The sequence below is a fragment of the Chromobacterium piscinae genome (assembly GCF_021129175.1).
GTDB classification, from domain to species: domain Bacteria; phylum Pseudomonadota; class Gammaproteobacteria; order Burkholderiales; family Chromobacteriaceae; genus Chromobacterium; species Chromobacterium piscinae.
This window is the reverse complement of sequence record NZ_JAJOHV010000061.1, coordinates 1-19,065: the sequence shown is the minus strand read 5'-3', so window position 1 is coordinate 19,065 and position 19,065 is coordinate 1. Positions and strand designations below refer to the sequence as shown.

Below are 19,065 nucleotides of genomic sequence, written 5' to 3'. Positions count from 1 at the left end.
TTGCTGGCTTTGCAGCGTCAGGTTGCGGCCGATGTCCGCCACCACGGTCTTGCCGCTGGCTTGCGCGCCGGTCAGGCTGGCATCGCGGCCGCTTTGCAGGTTCAGGGTGTCGCCGGCGCTGAGCACGGTTTCGTTCCAGCGGCTGCCATTGCCCTCCTCCTTGCCCTTGCCCTTGTTGGCGTTGGCGAACACGGAGATGCCCGCGCCGCCATTGCCCACACCGATGCTGACGCCTGCATTCCAGCCGCTGCTGTTGTTGCCGCCGCTCTGGCTGTCCTGGTGATGGCCCGCTTGCAATTGCAGGTCGCGCGCGGCGTCCAGCGTCAGGTCTTTGCCGGCCTTGAGGTGACCGCCGGTGACGCTGATGTCGCCGTCCAGCGCCTTGCCTTGGCCGTCCTTGGCGCCGCTGCCGGTGGCGGTGAGGCTGAGGTTGCCGCCGGCGGTGAGCTGGCTGCCCTGGCTTTGGCTTTGTTGACGCTGGCTGTGGGATTCGCTCTTCTGGCTGCCCACCGACAGGCTGACGCCGACAAAGCTTTGCTCTTCGGCCGGCTTCAGCATTTCCTGCTGGTAGGCCTGGTAAGCCTGGTAGCCGGACAAGCCTGCCTGGATGCCTTGCAGAGCGGCCAAGCGGCCGGTTGGCGCTTTGCCGGCATCCTGCGCTTGCTGCACAGCGGTGTTGGCTGCGGCGCCCACCGCGCCGGACAAAGCCACGGTGAGGCCGCTCTTGCTGGCTTCATGCTTCTCGTCGCGCTGGTAACGGTTGGCCACGTCTTCGACGCGGATGTTCTGCGCCAGCACGTCGATGTCGCCGCCGGCGACCAGGTCGGAACCCTTGATCAAGGCATTGCGGCCGGCATCGATATTGACATTGCCCAGCACGCTGCCAACGGTGCTGCTGGTATGGCTGACGCTGGTTTCACCCACTTGGTCGCGCTGCTTCTGGCTGCCTATGCTGAAGCCGATGCCGCCGCCGCTCATCAGGCCGGACTTTTTGACGCTTTCCTCGTGATGGTTGAACTGGCGGTTTTCCGCGGTGGCGATGCTGACGTCGCGGCCGGCGGCCAGGTCCACGTCATGAGTGGCGGCTACGCTGCTGCCTGCCACATTCAGATCGCGGCCAGCCTGCAAGCTGATGCTGTCGCCGGACAGGCTGCTGCCCTTGGCTGTCGTTTGCCAATTATCGGTCTTCCCCTGGCTTTGCTTGCTGCTGGCCAAGCCCTTGCGGGTGCTGCTGGATTGTTCCTGGAAGCTGTAGCTTTCTTCCGCCGCGCCCACATGGACATCGCGGGTGGCGCTGAGTTTCAGATCGCCTTTATCGCTGGCAATATCGCTGCCCAGCACGTTGATGTCGGCATCGCGCGCCTGGATGGTTACGCCCAACTGGCCGCCGATCTGGCTGCCCAGCGCTTGCGTGTCGCGAATGGCCTGCTGGCGCTGGCTGCGGGTCTGGCCGATGTGGTTGTTTTCGTAGTCATCGATTTCCACATGGCGCGCCGTCGCGCCGATATCCACTTGCGCGCCGGACAGCAGCGCCTGGCCCTGATCGCTGGCGACGCGGCTGCCTTGCACGCTGAGTTCCTGGCCGGCCACGGCGACCACGCCGGCGCCGCCGCTGAGTTGGCTGGCGATCAAGGTATCGGCCTGATAGCGCGCCTCCACGCGGGAGCTGGCGCTGTCGGCGGAAAGCTTGGTGTTGTTGGTGGTTTTGTCGGCCAACACCGCCAGCCTGCCGCCGGCGCTGACATTGAGCTGGCCCTTGGCCTGGGCGCTGGAACCAGTCAACGTCAAGTCCTTGCCCGCGCTCAAACTGAGCTTGCCGCCGGATTGCAGACTGCTGCCCTGCGCGGCCTCCCACACCCCGCTGACGGTGGCGATGCCGCTGCCGCCTACATCAGGGCCCAACGAGGCGTCGCGGTTGCCCATGCTGCCGGCAATCAGCTCCACGCTGCCGTCCTTGCGGCTGCGCGCGGTGCTCAGCGTCAAGTGATTGCTGGCGCTGAGGCTGAGTAGTTCAGTCGCATCGACCTTGGCGCCTTTCAACGCAATGTCGGCTCCTGCCAGGCTGATGTCGCGCCCGCTGATGGCGGCCTGGCGGCCGGCATTTTGCAAATCGGTGTCCAGCGTCAGGCTATCCGCCAACAGCTTGACGGTATCGGCCTGGATCAGGCCGCCGGTGTTGCGGATGACATCGGCCTTGGCCACTAGGCTTTGGTCAGCCTGCAGCTTGCCGCTATTGCTCAGGCTGGCGGCGGAAAGATTAAGATCCTTGCCGGCGATGATCGCGCCATCGCCGGTGAGGCTCACCGTGTTGTGCGCCAGGTAGACGGTGGGCACCAGCACGGTTTGCGGGCCGCTGGCGGTGTTGACGGTCTCGCTCACCATCCAGACGATGTCTTGCTGCAAGGCTGCGATCTGCGCCGGGGTCAGCGCCACGCCGGTGGTCAGCCGGAAGTCCTTGGCCACGCTCACGCCTTGGTTCATCAGCGCCTTGAATTGCTCGGTGGCGTCTTCGCCGCGCAACGACGGACGGCCGGTCAACGCCAGAATCTGGTCGCGCACCAGCTTTTGCTCGTAATAGCCGTCGCCCAGGCGCTTGTGCACGCCGGCTGGGTCGTAGTTCAACCGTTTCAGCATGTAGTCGCTGCTGACGAAGTTGCTGTACTCGGTAAAGCGGCTATCGGTTTCTATCAGGTACGGCGCCGCGGGGCTGGGGTTTTGCTGGAACAGCTGGTTGTTGGGCAGGCGGTCCAGCAAGCCGGGCTGAGCGGTGCTGCCCTTGAGTGGATGCGTCTGCGCGCGCGGCTTGGCCGTGGCCACTTGCGCGGCGGCGGGGGCGCCGCCGGATTGCACCTGGCCCAGACGGCCAGCTTCCGGGCCTTGGCCGCCACGGGCCTGACCGGCGCTGGCGGCGGTCTGCGCGCCGTCCCAGGCCGCCTGTTCCGCTTGCGCGGCGGCCTTGGCCGCCTCCGCCACGCTGACCTGGGCCGGATTGACGGTGATGTTTTCTATGCTGGGCGCGCGCACGCTGACGCCCTGATGGCCGGCGATGGTTGCATCCAAAGTCGAAAATGCGACGGTTTTATCCGTTTGGTAGGATGGATACCAATGATTGGTATCGCGGTCGTAGTGATCTACACCCGTTTCCACGATGTGTTCATTAAGGGAATATCCCCGATTTACCACTCGCCCATCCCCACCGCCATTCTCCAATCCGTTAATGGAGATATTGCCATTGGCGGCGATACGACTGGCATCATTCAACAAGCTTGTTTTGACGTTGACCAGCAAACTACCACCAGAAACCATATTGGCGGCATTATCCGCAAAAACCAGCTTGTCTCGGATTACCGTTCCTTGCGCGCTGCGCTCGCGGAATGCGAATATATTCTCCCGCTGGATATGGTCCAATTCAATTGGATTCACATGGACACGTGGATCCCAGCTTTCATAGGACCAACGCGCAGCCTCTCGCCAAACAATATTATCATAAGGACATATGGAAGACCCAAAACAACCATAGCCACGATAGAAATTCATATCATAGCTGCCATCCGCATTCTTTTGGATGTGATTGTAATTAACCCATCGCTCATTGCTGCCTTTAAAGCGCACCAATGCCTTCTTTGCACTCTCATCGACTTGCAATATAGTGCCAAACTCAGTGGCAGCGGCAGCAGCATCGTTAAACGACAATCGTTTGGTTACCGCGGAAAGGTCCCATGGCACACCCGCTGTATCGGTTCTTCCAAAAGTTGACCAATAATAATTATACTTTTTCCACTTATACGTTTCGCTCTCCGCCCCCCTCTGAATATCCACGCGGCTACGCCGGTTATCCAATCGGTTAGCCGATATATTGATATCGCCTTCGGCCTCTATGGTGGTAGAAATATTTTCGATCAGGTCTCCGCTGCTCAGGCCCAAGGCGCCGCCGCTGTAGATGTAACCGCTATCGCGGTTAGTCAGGCGAGAGCCGGCATTGAGGCTCAAGCTATGGGTGGCGGCCAGCACCGCCTGGCCGCCGTGATTGTCGATGACGCCGCCGCTCGCCGAAACATCGCGACCGCTGATCATGCCGCTATTGTCCAGAGCCGCCGCGTTCAGGGTAAGCTGCTCGGCGTCCAACCGCCCTTGATTGACCGCCTGGCCGGCGCTGTTGATATCCAGTTTGCCGCGCGCGGCCAATTTGGCTCCGGCGGCATTGCTGAAGCTGGCTGCTTGCAAGCTGACATTGCCGGCATTGCCCCATTTGCCCTCATTGCGCAGGCTACCGCTGGTGCGCAAGCTCAGCGATCCCTGACTGGCCACGGTATCGCCGTCGCGGAAGACATAGTCCTGGCCCAGATCCAGGCTAAGGCTGGCCTGTCCCACCATCTTGCCGCCCTGGTTGCTCAGCTGTTCAGCGTTCAGGCTCAGCGCCTGGCCGCTGCTGACTGCGCCTCCCTGATTGTTCAGCAAACTGGCTCGCAGCCGCTGGTTGCGGTCGGCGATCAGCTTGCCTTGGCGGTTGTCGATCTGGCCGCTCAGCTGCGCCTCAAGCGCGCCCGCGGTTTGCACCTGTCCGTATTGATTGTCGAAGCCGCTCAAGCCCAGGCTGATATCGCCCAGGCTCAACACGCTGCCATAACGGTTGCCAAGCTCGCCGGCGGTCAACACCAGCGCGGCCCGGCTGCTGAGCATGCCGCTGGCGTTGTTGATCCCGGCGGCCTGCAAGCGCAGCCCCTGATCGGCGATGATCTTGCCCCGGCTATTGTCCAGCGCGTCGCTCAGTTCCAGCCGCGCGGCGCCGCCGCTTTGTAGCTCGCCATCCTGGTTGAGCAGCTGCGTCAATTGATAGCGCGCATCGCCGCTGCTGATCAGTTTGCCTTGCTGATTCCGCAGCACCCCGCCGTCCACGCTCATGTTTTGGCCGCTGCTGATCAAGCCGCGCTGGTTGTCCAGTTCACCGGCGCGCAGTTTCAGTCCCTGATTCGCCAGCAGCTTTCCGTCCTGATCATTCAGCAGGCCGGCGCTGCTCAGCGTGAGTTCGCCCAAGGTCTGCATCTTGCCGTCTCGGTTGTCCAACACGTCCAGCGTCAAACTCAAGCCGCGCTGGCTGGCCACCGCGCCGCCCTGGTTGTCCATCTGGCCGGCACGCACTTCGATGCTTTCGCCGCCAGCCAGCGTGCCCTCCTGATTGCGCAGCGCGCCGCCATCCAACCGCATCGTGTTCTGGGCGCTGATGCGGCCCAGCCTGTTGTTGATCTCGCCTTGGCTCTGCACCGTCAACGCGCCGCCGCTCTGCAGCTTGCCGCCGCCATTGTCCAATTGATCCAGCTGAATATCGCCGTCACCCAGGCTGGTGATACGACCGCCCTGGTTTCTGGCGGTGCCGGTTTGCAGTTCGAACGCAGCTCGGCTGACGATGTCGCCGCCATCGTTGTTCAGGCTGCCCGCTTTCAGGCTTTGCCGCTGGTTGCTCAGCAGCGAGCCTTTTGCATTATTGAACTGGCCGCTAGCGCTGAGGGTCAACGCCGCCTCGCTTTCCATCTCCCCGCCAGCGTTGTCCATGCTGGCGGCTTGCGCCGTCAGACCCGCGCCGGCGCTGATCTTGCCCGCCCTATTGTCCAGGCCGCCTGTGGCGGACAAATCGAGCGCGCCGCGCCCATCGATGATTCCACCCTGGCTATTGTCCAACTGCTGCGCGCCAACGTTCAGCGCGCCGCCGGACAGCAGCTTGCCGCCCTGGTTATCGATCTTGCCGCCTTGGCTGCGCAGCTCCAGTTGTTTCAACGCGCTGAGCTGGCCCTTGCCGTTCAAAACATCGCCCTGCGCCTGCACATTCAGCTTGCCGTCGCTGTGCACTTTGCCGCCAGCGTTATCCAGGCTGGCCAGCGTGAGCCCGGCATCGTCCAGGCTGAGGATTTCCCCGCCGCGGTTGCTGGCCGCGCCGCTGTCCAGCTTCAAACCGGCGCGGCTGCCGATGCTGCCCCTGTCATTGTTCAGGCTGCCGGCCTGTACGCTCTGCGCCTGCTCGCTCAACAGTTTGCCGCCGTGGTTGTCCAGCGCGCCGTCCACCTTGAGCCCCAGCGTGTTTGCGCTTTCCAGCGTGCCGCCGGCATTGCTTAGACTGCCGGCCTGCACCGCCACCGCCATGCCGCCGTGGATGCGACCGCCGTCATTGTCCAGTTGGCCGGCGCTGTTCAAGGCCAGCTTGCCGCCGCCATCGATGACACCGCCCTGGCCGTTGTCCAGTTGTTGCGCGCTGGCGGCCAGCGTGTCGCTGGCCTGCAGCTTGCCGCCCGCATTGTCTATCTTGCCGTCGCGGCTGCGCAGTTCCAGTTGCCGCAGCGCGCTGACGACCCCTTGCTGGTTCAGAATGTCGCCTTGCGCTTGCAGCGCCAGCTTGCCGTCGCTGAGCACCTTGCCGCCGGCGTTGTCCAGGCTGGCCAGTTGGAATTCGCCGTCGCCCAGGCTGAGGATTTCACCGCCACGGTTGCTAGCGGTGCCGCTATCCAGTTTCAAGCTGGCGCGGCTGCCTACGCTGCCGCCGTCATTGGCGAAGCTGCCGGTTTTCAGCGTCTGCGAGCCGGCGCTCAGCAGCGTGCCCTGGCTGTTGTCCAACATGCCCTGGGCGCTGAGCGTCAACTCGCCCTGGCTTTCTATCGAACCTTGGGCATTGCTCAACGCGCCGACGCTGATGGCGACATCCTCGCTGCCCGCCAGCAAGCCAGACCGGTTGTCCAGCAGCCCGGAGGCATTCAGCGCCAGGTTTTTGCCGCCATCGACGCGCCCGCCGCCGCGGTTGTCCAGGCTCCCGGTACTCAGGATCAAGCCGTCCGCAGCCAACAGCTTGCCTCCGCTGTTGCCGGCTGCGGCATCGATTTTCAACGAAAGCCGATACGCGCTTTGCACGGTTCCGCCGGCGTTGTCCAAGCTGCCGGCGCTTAGGCTCAACGCGCCGTTGCTGCCGATCAGGCCTCCTTGATTATCCAGGCCCTGCCGCACGCTCCAGCTCTGCGCCGTTTCGCCCAGGGCCAGCAATTTGCCGCCGCCGTTGTCCAGCTGTCCCAGTTGCAGCGTCAGGCTGTCAGCCTCGATGCGGCCGCCGCGGTTGTCCAACAGCTGACCAATCTGGAAGGCGCCGCTGCCCTGGCCTAGTTGCTCCCAAACGCCGCCGCGGTTACTGAGCGAGGCCGCTTCGACCTGCCATTGACCCGCTTGCAACTTGGCCGAATCGCTATTGACCTGTCCCCCGGCCTGCATAATCAAGCGGCCGGTATTCAGCGCTGCGCGGCTGAGGCCCAAGCCATCCGTCGCATGCAGCGTCACGCTATTGTTGGCCCGCAGCTTGGCATCGGCCGCGTCCAGCGCCGCCGCGCTCAGACCCAGACTCGCGCCAGCCAATGCATGGCCGCTCAACTGCAGGCCATCGTCGGCCTTCAGGCTCAAGGTGCCAGCCTTCCCTACCTGCCCTTTGTCGTCGCTGCCGGCGGCAAAATCGCCGCTAGCGGCGATGGCGCGCGCGCTCACTAGCACATCGCCCGCCGCGGCCACCGTGCCGCTCTGGTGCAACGCGCCGCCGCTGCCCAGCCTTAATTGGCCACGGCTGTAGCTGGAACCGCCATGCTCTATGTCGCCAGCGGCGCGGTATTGGATATCGCCGCCGTTCTGGCTTCCGTTCAGCGTCAGGTGGCCGGCGCTGTCCAGCGCTAGTTGCTCGCCGCCGTTCAATTGGCCGCTGCTGCGCACGCCGACGCCGGCTTCAGTGGCCAGCAGACGAATCTTGCCGGCGTACATGCCGCCCAGTTGAGCCACATCGATGGCGAAATCCGGGCGGCCGGCGCTGTCCGCTGCCAAGGCCTGGACGCTCTGATGGTCGGCGCTGACGCGGTTGCGGCCGGCGCTGACGCTTAAATGCGGCGCCCAGATGCCAGCCTGCACTTTCACTGCTCGCGCAATCAGGTCGGCGTACTCGGTGCTGCCGGCCTGCATGCCGGAGCCTTCTATGCGGATCGTGCCGTTCTCCACGCGATAGCCGGCCAAACTGCCGTCCGGATTCAGCTCCGGCCTGCCGGTAGTCAAGGTCATGCGTCCGGCGTTGATGGTGCCGCAGCCATCGCAGAGAATGCCGGAAGGATTGGCCACAATGACTTGGGCGCGGCCTCCAGCCACTTCCAGGAAACCGCGCAACTGGCTGGGATTGGCGCTGTTCACCTCGTTGAGGATGACGCGCGCAGGAGCCGCCGCCGGGTCGAGATTGGGATTGCCCTGGATCCAACCGCTCAGCTGGGTTTGCACGCTGGTCGCGCTGTTATTGAGAATGGCGCCGCCTTTGTTGACATCGAACTGACTGTACTGGTTGTGCGACACGCCGGCAGCGTTCGGTGCCTGGATATTCACCTGCGGCAGGCCGTTGGCGGTGTTGATCACTTCCGGACGCTGGCCCGCCAGCGCATTGGGATCGGCCACGATGCCCGCGGCCAATGCTGCCGCGCTGGCCAAAGCGCACCAACTGGCCCAGACAATGCCCCTCAGGGTCACGCCTAAGCGACGAGCTGGCGCGGCCGTCTTCGCGGCTACGCCACTCCCGCCCGCGCCCATCGGCTTGACGATCTCGGCGACAGCCATGATCAGGCCGCGCGCGCGGTTGAAAATCAGACGATAGCAAAGACGGTTCATGCGCCACTCTCAAATAAAATGCAACCGGCGGGCTCTCATGGCCCGCCAGTCGAAGGTTTAAAAGATCAAAACTGAAGATTCAGGCTGAAACCGGCCGTAGCGGCTGCGGTATCGAATCCTGCAGGCTTCACAATCGGCCAGCCAGTGAACAGGTCATAGGAAACGCTGTGCGCAAACGTGCCCCTCAACCCCAGCGCGCCTCCCATCAGTCGCTGCCCCAGCAGATAGGTTGAGCCTTGGCCATACACGCGACCGGCATCCAAGCCGGCATACCACTCGTGGCCGCCGCCCCCCAGCGCCCAGGCCATCTCGTTGCGCCACAGCCAACCCCGCTCGCTCGACAGACTCAACTCGCCGTCAAACCCGCGCACGGTGTAGCGCCCGCCAATGGCAAAGCGATCCTGGGCGACAAGCGGCCCCTTGCTCCACTGGCCTCGCACTAAAGCGCTGTAACGGGCGCTTTGGTTGCCCAACTTGAACGGCATGGTCAAATTGACATCCCACTGCACAATGCTTGGCCGCGAGCTTCCATTTCCCAAAGCATCCTCCGGGGCGGGAAGCGCGCCGAAAGCGCCGGTGCCTCGCCGCCAGCTGAGATTGGCATCCAGCGTGTTTTGGCCAAAATAGACCCGATGATTCAAACCCAGCTCCCAGCCGGCTGTCTGGCGATGCTGAATCTGGATTTCGGTATCGCCGACAAAATTGCGGGACTTGCGCTGATAACCGCGCAGGCTCAAAAGGGTTTTGTGGGCGTTATCGCGGTACAGCACCCGAGACAAAAACACTTGGCTGTTCTCGCTGTCCCCGCGATAAACGTAGGACTCGTTGGCGCCGGCAATGGTCTGGAAATACCGGTAGTAGCTATAAGCGCCGCCGAGCTGCCAATAGCCGAAAGGGATGGAATAGTTGATGGACCGGCTGCGAGACCCCAACGGCTGATCCTGGAATAGATCTTTGCCGACGCTCAAGCTGAAGAGATCGTCCAGCGTCAGCAAATTGTCGAGAGAGATCGAAGCATTGCCTTGATACCGGCCAGTCGCTTTGGCGCCGCCGTCATCGATGCTCAAAGCGATACGGACGGGACGAGCCTCTTTCCAGGCGATCACCAAATCGCTTTGCCCCTCGACTGTTGCTGGCTCAATCTGGATATCGGCATCCAGCGTGGGAACGCGTTTGAAGTTTTCCAATGCTTGCTCGATGTCGCGCAAGTTCAGCATGTCTCCAGGGCGCGCGGGCATCGCGTTAAACCATCGCGCGCGCACGGAAACCGGGTCGGAAAAACGGATGGCGTGGATTCGTCCGGGAAGCAAGGTCAGCGTCAACGTTCCTAACTTTAGGTCTTGCGGCCGCACAACCACTCGAGAAGTGACAAACCCCCGGCTGATCAGCGCGTTTTGCGCCTTTTGCATAAGCAGGTTGACACCCTGTACTCCGAGGCAACTCTGCTTAGCGCTTTGCACAACGTCCAGCACCCATTGGAAATTGCCAGACAACTCGCCCTCCAAAACCAGTTGCCGGATAGGAAAACAAGGCTGCTCATCACGGGGATAGTCGGGCAGAGAAGACACATCGCGCGACAAACGAACGTCTGGCGCAGTTTGTTGCTGTTCCTGTCGGAGCCGGTCGCGTTCCTGCTGACGGATCAATTCCTGATCGGCCAAAGATGGGTCAAACGGGACGGCAAAAACTGAAGCTGAGAAGCTGAGCCCTGCCAGAAACCAGATAGCGCGGAATACGGATAAGGTGTGCAAAACGTGCCAACATGCTGATTGATAAAATACTTGGCGCATTTTCAACCCAAATCAATATTATTTCAATATGTTAAAAATTAACAATTTAGAAACAAATTCAATTTGGCATCACCTCTGCTGGGGCATTCAGGCCTCAATCCTTGACGTAGTGAGACGATGAACGTCATTCATCAATCTGAAAGCGTCTATTCAAAAAATGACTGAAAAGTGTCTGAGATTTGCAACAAAAGATGAACTATTGAGTTCTATTACCCGCTCGCGGGCATTCGAGCATTGCGCTCGGTTTTGAGAATCGCGTGGCTGGCCGCCCTCACGACAAACCTCAACCCTTTGGCACGGATCGGATGGCGGTCAATCGTGAAGCGGCGTTTCTTGATGAGGAGGACTCAGGAAGTCGGCGAAAAATGCCAAAAGAATAATTCATGCTGGCAAAAAGAGACAACTCCAGCTTTGCGATCCAATGGGGCTAAAGCACATATGCCAAACCGCGGCTAGCATGGCTACCGCTTGATTTTCAGCCTGCGGGTCCCTGTATTCACTCTGGGTGTACAGGGACAGCCCTCCACGGATACGAAGCGCCGCAGAAGGCCCGCCCTCAAACTTCCCAGTGCTCCTTCTCCCTGCCCTGCGAACCGGGGTTGAGCCGCTCGCGCAAGCTGCGCAGCTTCTCCGGCTCGCCGCGCACGCGGAAGCGGCTGCCCTCTTCATCGGCATGCTCTTCCAGCACCTGGCAGTGGCTGTAGATTTCGCCGCGCAGCTGCTGGGCGGACCACGGCAGCAGCAGCTCGTCCTCCACCAGATCCTGCTGGAAGAAGGAGACGATGGCCGCGCGCAGGCTGGACACATCGTCCGGACGAAGCGCGCTCATCACCACGCAGCCCGGATAGCGCTGTTGCAACTCCGCCGTCCAGGCGGCCTGCGCGGCCTCGTCGCCGACATGGTCGATCTTGTTGAACACGCGGATGCGCGGCAGCTCGTCGGCGCCGATTTCCTTCAGCACCTCGTCGGTCACTTCCAGCTGGCGCAGGAAACCCGGATCGCTGGCATCGATGGCATGCAGCAACAGCGAGGCGTCCAGCGCCTCTTCCAGCGTGGACTTGAACGACGCCACCAGGCCGTGGGGCAGGTTCTTGATGAAGCCGACGGTATCGCTGACCAGCACCCGCGGCACGCTTTCCGGATACAGCACCCGCACCGTGGTGTCCAACGTGGCGAACAGCTTGTTGGCCACCAGCACCTCGCTGCCAGTCAACGCCCGCATCAGCGTGGATTTGCCGGCGTTGGTGTAGCCCACCAGCGATACCCCGCCCAGGCCCATGCCCTGCCGCTCCAGGCGACGCGCGCGCTGCGTCTTGCGCTCCAGCTCCATCGCGATGATTTCGCGCTGCAGCTCGGCGATGCGGTCACGCACCTTGCGGCGGTCCAGCTCGGTGTGCGATTCGCCGGAACCGCGGCCGCCCATGCCGCTGCGCTGCCGGCCTTGCGGACCCGCCAGCTTGGCCGCCTCGCGCAAGCGCGGGGCCATATAGCCGAGACGGGCGATTTCCACCTGGGCGCGCGCCGCGCGCGAGCGGGCGTTGCGGTGGAAGATCTCCAGGATGACCATGGTGCGGTCCATCACCTCGCAGCCGACGGCCAGCTCCAGATTGCGCATCTGCGACGGCGAGATCTCATGGTCTACCAGCACGGCGTCGATTTCGACTGCGCTGGCATCCATCTCTTGCGGCTCGTCTTCCAATTCGTCGGCGCGGATGCCGCGCTTGACGTACATGCTGATTTCTTCCAGCTTGCCGACGCCCATATAGGCGGTGCGGTCGAAGCTATTGCGCTTTTGCACAAAGGTCTGCACCACCTGGAACCCCAGGGTCTTGGCCAACTCGCTCAGCTCGGTGAGCGAGGCCTCGAACTCGACATCGCTGACTTCCGGCAACTGCACCGAGGCCACAATGGCGTAGCGGGGCTTCTCTTTGACTTCTGTTTGCATCTACGGATGGCTTTATTTGGGATGAAGAGACCAGATAGTACTCGCAAACGGCACGTTCCGCTGGCAAGTCGCGCATCTTCCTTGACCGGATGGCCGGCGCGGCCGATACTCGTGCCGCTTCGGGCCCCGCCCCTTTATTCAACAGCCGTAATCATTCATGCCATTCGCTTCCCTGGGCCTGCAGCCCGATCTGGTCCAGTCCGCTCTCGAGCAAGGCTATACCCAACCCACCGCCATCCAAAACGCCGCCATTCCCGCCATCCTTCAAGGCGGCGATATGCTCGCCACCGCGCAAACCGGCTCCGGCAAAACCGCGGCCTTCTGCCTGCCGCTGCTGCAGCAGTGGTTGTCCAGACCGCGCGGCATCCTGCGCCAACCCCAGGCGCTGGTCCTGCTGCCCACCCGCGAACTGGCGGCCCAGGTCGGCGAGATCCTGCGCGACCTGGCCCAGGCCCTGCCGCGCAAGCTGAAAGTGGCCGTGGTCTACGGCGGCGTGTCCATCAATCCGCAAATGATGGCGCTGCGCGGCGGCGCCGACATCGTGGTGGCCACGCCAGGCCGGCTGCTGGATTTGCTGGACCACAACGCGCTGCGGCTTTCCGCCGTCAAGACGCTGGTGCTGGACGAGGCCGACCGCCTGCTGGACCTGGGCTTCGCCGACGAACTGGGCAGCGTGCTGGCCCGGCTGCCGGCCGCGCGGCAAAACCTGCTGTTTTCCGCCACCTTCCCGCCCGCAGTATGCGCGCTGGCGGAGCAGTTGCTGAAGCAGCCGCTGCGGATAGACATCGAACACACCGCCGCCACCGCGCCGGACATCCGCCAGCGCGCCATCGAAGTGGACGCCGACAAGCGCACCCTGCTGCTGCGCCATCTGCTGGCGGCAAACAATTGGGACCGGGTCTTGGTATTCGTCGCCAGCCGGCAGGCCGCCGACCGGGTGGCGGACAAGCTGCATCGCAACGGCGTGTCCGCCGCCGCCCTGCACGGCGATTGCAGCCAGAGCCAGCGCGGCCAAGTGTTGGCCGACCTCAAGTCGGGCCGCTTGCGGGTGCTGGTGGCTACCGATGTGGCTGCGCGCGGCATCGACATCGCCCGGCTGCCGCTGGTGGTGAACTACGATCTGCCGCGCTCGCCGGTGGACTACACCCACCGCATCGGCCGCACCGGCCGCGCCGGCGCCCGCGGCGAAGCGATCAGCTTCATCAGCGCCGACTGCGCCGCCCACTTCAAGCTGATCGAAAAACGCCAGCAGTTGCGGCTGACGCGCGAACGGATAGACGGCTTCGAGCCGACCGAGGCCTCCGCCCCGGCCGCCTCGCTGACGGACCCCGACGGCAACGGCGGCATCAAGGGCAAGCGCAAGAGCAAGAAGGACAAGCTGCGCGAAGCCGCCGCCCGGCAACAGTCCGGCGACAACTAAGCCAAGCCAGGCTAAAACGCGGCCTCGCCGCCGGGCTCCCCCTCCTCGCCCGGAGCCGGCGGAATGCACTCCCGCAAGTCGCCGCGCAGTCCTTCATCTTCATCGGCTGCGCGGCGCGGATGCCCTACCTGGCCTCGGCGCAGGCCCCGCATAATCAGAGGCATTGCCACCAGCGGCTGCGCAGCGAACTGCCGGATTGCGCGGAGATCAGCGTCTCCCACCGGCCCAAGGTGGACGCTTGCCATGACCGGGCCTGGCGGATAGCGGGATGAGGCTGCGCCCCATCAGCCCGAACGCTGCCCGGCCTTCCCGGATTTGGATTTCGCCGTGGAAAGATTGAGCGCGACCGCGGCGAGGATCAACGCCTTGAACGCATCCGCGTCTATCGCGTCCCCTTCGCGGATATCGATGGCGCGCCTGGCGTTGCCGTCCAGGCTGGCGTTGAAAAGCCCGGACGGATCATCCAGCGAAGCACCTTTGAGAAAGGTCAGCTTGACCACCGACTGGTACGATTCGCCGGTGCAGATGATCCCGGCATGCGCCCAAACCGGCGTGCCCATCCACTTCCATTCCTCGACGACATCCGGGTCCGCCTCCCGGATAAGCTGGCGCATCCGGCTTAAAACCGCTCCGCGCCAGCCGCCAAGCTCCGCGATTCTTTCATCTATCCGTCGGGACGCCGGCAGGGCCTCGGTTGAAACCGCTTTCTGCATTGCTTCCTCCGCTCAAGAGAACGCCATGGCTCCATGGATCGAGCCCGGCCTGCCGCTTCGCTTGTCCATGGCAGGCGGCGCCTTTGAATTCTGGACACGGGCTGCCGACAATGCCATCGATATCTCCCGCCGAATTGACCGCGCAGCCGCGGATATCGCGCCCGCCGGCGAGAGTCAGGGCTGAAGAAACAGGTTGTTGATGTCCACGCTGGCGCTGCGGCCTACTTTGCCGCCATGTTCCGCCATCCAGGCCTGCGCCGCCTGGCGCCCTTCGTCCCGCAGCCAGGCCAGGAACGGGCCATAAGTCAGCGCCCGGCTGGACGAGTCGAGTTCGGCCAGCAAATCATGAGCCTCCACCAGATGGAAGCGCGTGGCCAGCAGATGGCGCTCCAGACGGCCGCGCAGATAGGCTGGCGCATCCGCCATTTCCCGCAGCAAGGCGAACAGGCGCATTTCGCGCAGGAAGGCGCTGTTGAAGCCCAGCAGCATCGCCCGGCGCTGGATCTCGTCGGCGGTGCGCGGGGTATCTCCATGGATCATCGGCGACAACAACACCAGCAGGATGTCGTCGCTGCGGCAAAACTTGAATAGCGGAAAGATCGCCGGATTAGCGGCAAAGCCGCCATCCCAGTACGGTTCGCCTTCTATCATCACCGCCTGCTGCAACGATGGCAGACAGGCCGAGGCCAGCAAGGCGTCCGCGGACAGGTCGGCATTGCGGAACAGCTTCAGCCTCCCGCTGTTGGCGTGCGTGGCCGCCACGAACAGCTGCACCGGCGAAGCCTGCCGGATGCGCTCGAAATCGAACAGCGAGACGATGATGTCCCGCAGCGGGTTGTAATCCAGCGGATTGAGCTGGTACGGGGAGAACCATTGGGACAGCTGCAACACCATTTTCAGGCTGGGGGACGCGGTGGAATCCATGCTGAACGGCAGGGGCCGGGCCATTTCTCCCGGCAAGCTCTCACCCACCCTGCGCCAAAACGACGCCAGCGCCTCCCGGGCGGCATCCGGCCCGCCAAGGCACAGGCCATGCGCGACAGCCACCGCGTTCATCGCGCCGGCGCTGGTGCCGCTCAAACCGTCGAAACGATAGCGCCCCGCCTCCAGCAGCGCGTCCAGCACGCCCCAGGTGAACGCCCCATGCGCGCCGCCGCCTTGAAGCGCCAAACTGAGCGACGGCTTGCCTTCCATACGCCGGAACATAGCCGCTCCAATGATGTTGCACTGCACAAATATGGCATGGCGGCTTGCCATTAACAAGCTGCGTTTGCATGAATGCGGTGTGCCACGCTTGCCATTCGGTCTTTCAATGGAGGCATGCGCGGCGTCTGAAGAGCCGGCCATCCGCGCCAGCGCCGTGGCCGGCTCTCCTCGCCTTTTCCTGGCAATCCTGGCAAGCGCTTGCCCGCTCCGCCAAATTAGTTAGTTTGCTAATTAATAAAATAGTCGCTACAATCCATTTACATCAAGACTATCCCCATCCGGCCTGCCGGCCGGCAAACACCCATGGAAGACATCGATCTGTTACGCCTGAGGCTGACCAGCAGCCTGCGCCCGATGAGCGTGCTGTGGCGGCATATCGCGCAGGAAGCGCTGACGGTTCACGGCATCTCGGTATCCGGCGGCTCCGCGCTGCTGTTCATCGGACGGCTGGGCGAAGGCGTCAGCCACAGCGCGCTGGCCGAGGAGCTGGGCATGGAGCCCGCGTCCCTGGTTCGCATCGTAGACCAGTTGAGCCAGGCCGGCCTGTTGCGGCGGGAACAGGGCCTGCATGACCGCCGGGTGAAAACGCTGTGGTTCACCGACGCCGGCCGCGAAGTCACCCGCAAGATAGAGACAGAGCTAGTGGCGCTGCGCTCGCGCGTGCTGGCGCCGCTCAGCCAAGCCGATCTGGAAGCCGCGCTGCGGGTGTTCCACGTGCTGGAGCAGGCGGCGCAAACCCGGCCGCCCAACGACCCCATGCTGGACAAACGCCATGATCGCGCTGCCCGCTAAACGCGACTGGCTGTTCTCGGCCCGCACCTTCGCCGCCGCGATGCTGGCGCTGTACATCGCGCTGGCGCTGGGCCTGCCCCGGCCAAGTTGGGCGATGGGCACCGTCTACATCGTGTCCCACCCGCTGATCGGCGCCACCCGCTCCAAGGCGGTGTACCGCGTGTTCGGCACCTTGCTCGGCGCGGCCGCCGCGGTATGCGTGGTGCCGCCGCTGGCCAACCAACCGGTGCTGCTGAGCCTGGTGGTGGCGCTGTGGTCCGGCGCCCTGCTCTACCTGTCCATGCTGGACCACACGCCCCGCCACTACCTGCTGCGGCTGCCGGCCTACACCATGCCGCTGATCGCGCTGTCGGCGGTGTACGCGCCAGAGAACGTGTTCGACATCGCCGTCGCCCGCAGCGAGGAAATCGTCCTCGGCATCGTCTGCGCCAGCGTGGCGGCGGCGCTGGTGCTGCCCACCCGCGTATCCGCCGTGCTGAGCCCGCGCGTGGACGGCTGGCTCAAGGACGCCGCCGCCTGGGCGACCGACACTCTGGGCAGCGATCCCCAGCCGCCATCCACCGGCCGCAACCGGCTGGCGGCCGACCTGCTGGCCTTCGACCAATTGCTCACCCACCTCTCCTACGACGCCACCAGCCGCAACGCCGAGCGCACCGCCGGCGAGCTGCGCGCGCGGATGAGCATGCTGCCGCCGCTGCTGTCCTCGCTGTCCGACCTGCTGGCGGAACTGCGCAAAACGCCGCAGGGGCCGTCTCCGGAATTGATTCAACTGATGGAATCGGTATCCGCCTGGCTGGCTTACCCCGCCGACAATCCATGGTTCCTGAGCCAGGCGCGCGCATTGCGCCGCCAGCTGGACGCGCCGCCGCCGCCGGACGGCGGCTGGCCGTCTTTGTTGGAAAGCACGGTGCGGATGCGGCTGAAATCGCTGGTCAATCTGTGGCAGGACTGCCTGACGCTGCGCGCGCTGATCTCGCGCGGGCTGCCGCTGTGGAACTGGAAACCCGCCTACCGCCGCTGGGAAGTGGGCGTGAAGGCCCGCCACTACGATTACGGCCTGCTCGGCTTCGCCGCCGGCACCGCCGCGCTGGGCATCTTCCTGGGCAGCCTGGCCTGGATCGCGCTGGGCTGGCAGGACGGCGCCAACGCGGTGATCCTGGGCACGATAGCCTGCTGCCTGTTCGGCTCGATGGACGAGCCCGCGCCGATGCTGCGCACGCTGTTCATCGTCAACACCGTCTGCACCATGCTGGCCGGCCTGCTGCTGTTCGCCGTGCTGCCGGCGGTGCACGAATTCGAGATGCTGGCGCTGTGCCTGGCCCCGCCCTTCCTGTTGGGCGGCGCGCTGATGAACCAGGCGCGCTTCGGCCCGGTGGCGATGCTGCTGGTAGTGTTCACCGCCAATTTGATCGGCCTGCAGCAAAGCTATAACGCCGACTTCCAGTCTTTCCTCAACAGCAATCTGGCCGGCGCGGCCGGCATCTTGTTCGCGCTGGTCTGGACGCTGACCACCCGTCCCTTCGGCGCCGAGCTGACGCTGCGCCGCCTGATCCGCTCCAACTGGCGCGACCTGGCGCATAACGCCGCCGGCCGCCACGGCGGCGACTACGCGCGGCTGACGGCGCTGATGCTGGACCGGCTGTCGCTGCTGGCGCCGAGGCTGGCCGCCGACGGCGCCGATCCCTCCGCCGGCTTCCGCGAGTTGCGGGTGGGCTTCAGCGCGCTGGACCTTCAGCGCGACGAGCATCGCCTGGCCGGCGCCGCCCACCAGGCGGTGGACGCGGCGCTGCAAGGCGTCAGCGAGCACTTTCGCGCCTGCGCCGACGCCGACCGCTACCTCGACGCGCCGGATGCTCTGCTGGGCCGGCTGGACGCGGCCATCGCCCTCACCCTGGCCGACCCCGCGCCGGCCGCGCGCGAGGCGCGCAACGCGCTGGTGGAAATGCGCGTGTCGCTATTTCCCGACGCCGAAGGCTGCCAACCGGCGTCGACCGTTCCAGGAGCCCAGCCATGATAGGCGAAGTCAATTTCTACGGGGTGTACTTCCCCAGCCTGCTGGTGATGATGGTGATCGCCTTCGCCGCCAGCAGCCTGCTGCGCCGCGCTCTGACCCGACTGGGCCTGTACCGCGTGGTATGGCACCGCTCTCTCTTCAATTTCGCGCTTTACGTGATCGTGCTGGGCGGCACGATCGCGCTGTTTCACAGGTGACATCATGAACAACCGCATTCGCAAAGCCGGGTCCGTGCTGCTGACCCTGGCCACCGTCGCCGTCGCCATCGTGGTGGTGCGGCATATCTGGATCTACTACACCGACGCGCCGTGGACGCGCGACGGCCATATCGCCGCCGACGTGGTGCAGGTGGCCCCGGACGTGTCCGGGCTGATCACCGAAGTGAAAGTCTCGGACAACCAGCTGGTCAAGAAAGGCCAGGTACTGTTCGTGGTGGACCGCGCGCATTACGAACTGGCGCTGCGCCAGGCCGAAGCCGCCCTCGCCGCGCAGCGCGCCACGCTGGCCCAGGCCCGCCGCGAGGC

11 protein-coding genes are annotated in these 19,065 nt (G+C 64.1%); 6 read left to right on the top strand and 5 right to left on the bottom strand.

Features of this window, described 5'->3' with window-relative positions:
* The 3 genes from LQR33_RS16160 to hflX form a co-directional block, all read right to left on the bottom strand.
* A partial coding sequence (locus tag LQR33_RS16160; protein WP_231469687.1) for a hemagglutinin repeat-containing protein occupies positions 1-8,661 on the bottom strand: 8,661 nt, incomplete at its 3' end.
* Between the two features lie 65 nt (positions 8,662-8,726).
* Positions 8,727-10,451, bottom strand: coding sequence for a ShlB/FhaC/HecB family hemolysin secretion/activation protein (locus LQR33_RS16155; RefSeq protein WP_231178970.1), 1,725 nt, complete (start codon positions 10,449-10,451; stop codon positions 8,727-8,729).
* Positions 10,452-11,007: 556 nt separating this feature from the next.
* Positions 11,008-12,396, bottom strand: coding sequence for a GTPase HflX (gene hflX / locus LQR33_RS16150; protein WP_231469686.1), 1,389 nt, complete (start codon positions 12,394-12,396; stop codon positions 11,008-11,010).
* A gap of 157 nt (positions 12,397-12,553) precedes the next feature.
* Here hflX and LQR33_RS16145 point away from each other — a divergent pair, with 157 nt between their 5' ends.
* Complete coding sequence (locus LQR33_RS16145; RefSeq protein ID WP_231469684.1) at positions 12,554-13,816, top strand: DEAD/DEAH box helicase; 1,263 nt, start codon at positions 12,554-12,556, stop codon at positions 13,814-13,816.
* A 284-nt stretch (positions 13,817-14,100) separates the two neighbouring features.
* Here the strand turns inward: LQR33_RS16145 and LQR33_RS16140 are convergent, their stop codons facing one another.
* A complete protein-coding gene (locus LQR33_RS16140; RefSeq protein WP_166438341.1) occupies positions 14,101-14,529 on the bottom strand; it encodes a DUF1801 domain-containing protein in 429 nt (142 codons plus the stop codon).
* Positions 14,530-14,554: 25 nt separating this feature from the next.
* On the opposite strand from LQR33_RS16140, the gene LQR33_RS16135 reads away from it, so the two are divergent.
* On the top strand, positions 14,555-14,713 hold the full coding sequence (locus tag LQR33_RS16135; RefSeq protein ID WP_166438340.1) for a hypothetical protein: 159 nt from the start codon (positions 14,555-14,557) through the stop codon (positions 14,711-14,713).
* On the opposite strand, the gene LQR33_RS16130 is transcribed toward LQR33_RS16135, so the two are convergent.
* Positions 14,704-15,735 (bottom strand): patatin-like phospholipase family protein, encoded by a 1,032-nt coding sequence (locus LQR33_RS16130; protein ID WP_231178860.1) that lies wholly within the window; start codon positions 15,733-15,735, stop codon positions 14,704-14,706. The two genes, LQR33_RS16135 and LQR33_RS16130, sit on opposite strands and share 10 nt — an antisense overlap.
* 303 nt (positions 15,736-16,038) lie before the next feature.
* Here LQR33_RS16130 and LQR33_RS16125 point away from each other — a divergent pair, with 303 nt between their 5' ends.
* The 4 genes from LQR33_RS16125 to LQR33_RS16110 all read left to right on the top strand — a co-directional run.
* The gene (locus LQR33_RS16125) at positions 16,039-16,527 is read left to right on the top strand and encodes a MarR family winged helix-turn-helix transcriptional regulator (RefSeq protein ID WP_166438338.1); all 489 of its coding nucleotides are present in this window, start codon (positions 16,039-16,041) and stop codon (positions 16,525-16,527) included.
* Positions 16,508-18,541: an FUSC family protein gene (locus tag LQR33_RS16120; protein ID WP_231469682.1), complete on the top strand. Its 2,034-nt coding sequence runs from the start codon at positions 16,508-16,510 to the stop codon at positions 18,539-18,541. Before LQR33_RS16125 ends, LQR33_RS16120 begins: the two co-directional genes overlap by 20 nt.
* Positions 18,538-18,738 (top strand): DUF1656 domain-containing protein, encoded by a 201-nt coding sequence (locus LQR33_RS16115; protein ID WP_231469680.1) that lies wholly within the window; start codon positions 18,538-18,540, stop codon positions 18,736-18,738. Before LQR33_RS16120 ends, LQR33_RS16115 begins: the two co-directional genes overlap by 4 nt.
* A gap of 4 nt (positions 18,739-18,742) precedes the next feature.
* Positions 18,743-19,065: biotin/lipoyl-binding protein (locus LQR33_RS16110; RefSeq protein WP_231469678.1), on the top strand; the 323-nt coding region annotated here is incomplete at its 3' end.

Coding starts and splice junctions, on each gene's coding strand:
- LQR33_RS16155 (WP_231178970.1), bottom strand. CDS start 10,451: ATGCGCCAAGTATTTTATCAATCAGCATGTTGGCACGTTTTGCACACC.
- hflX (WP_231469686.1), bottom strand. CDS start 12,396: ATGCAAACAGAAGTCAAAGAGAAGCCCCGCTACGCCATTGTGGCCTCG.
- LQR33_RS16145 (WP_231469684.1), top strand. CDS start 12,554: ATGCCATTCGCTTCCCTGGGCCTGCAGCCCGATCTGGTCCAGTCCGCT.
- LQR33_RS16140 (WP_166438341.1), bottom strand. CDS start 14,529: ATGCAGAAAGCGGTTTCAACCGAGGCCCTGCCGGCGTCCCGACGGATA.
- LQR33_RS16135 (WP_166438340.1), top strand. CDS start 14,555: ATGGCTCCATGGATCGAGCCCGGCCTGCCGCTTCGCTTGTCCATGGCA.
- LQR33_RS16130 (WP_231178860.1), bottom strand. CDS start 15,735: ATGTTCCGGCGTATGGAAGGCAAGCCGTCGCTCAGTTTGGCGCTTCAA.
- LQR33_RS16125 (WP_166438338.1), top strand. CDS start 16,039: ATGGAAGACATCGATCTGTTACGCCTGAGGCTGACCAGCAGCCTGCGC.
- LQR33_RS16120 (WP_231469682.1), top strand. CDS start 16,508: ATGATCGCGCTGCCCGCTAAACGCGACTGGCTGTTCTCGGCCCGCACC.
- LQR33_RS16115 (WP_231469680.1), top strand. CDS start 18,538: ATGATAGGCGAAGTCAATTTCTACGGGGTGTACTTCCCCAGCCTGCTG.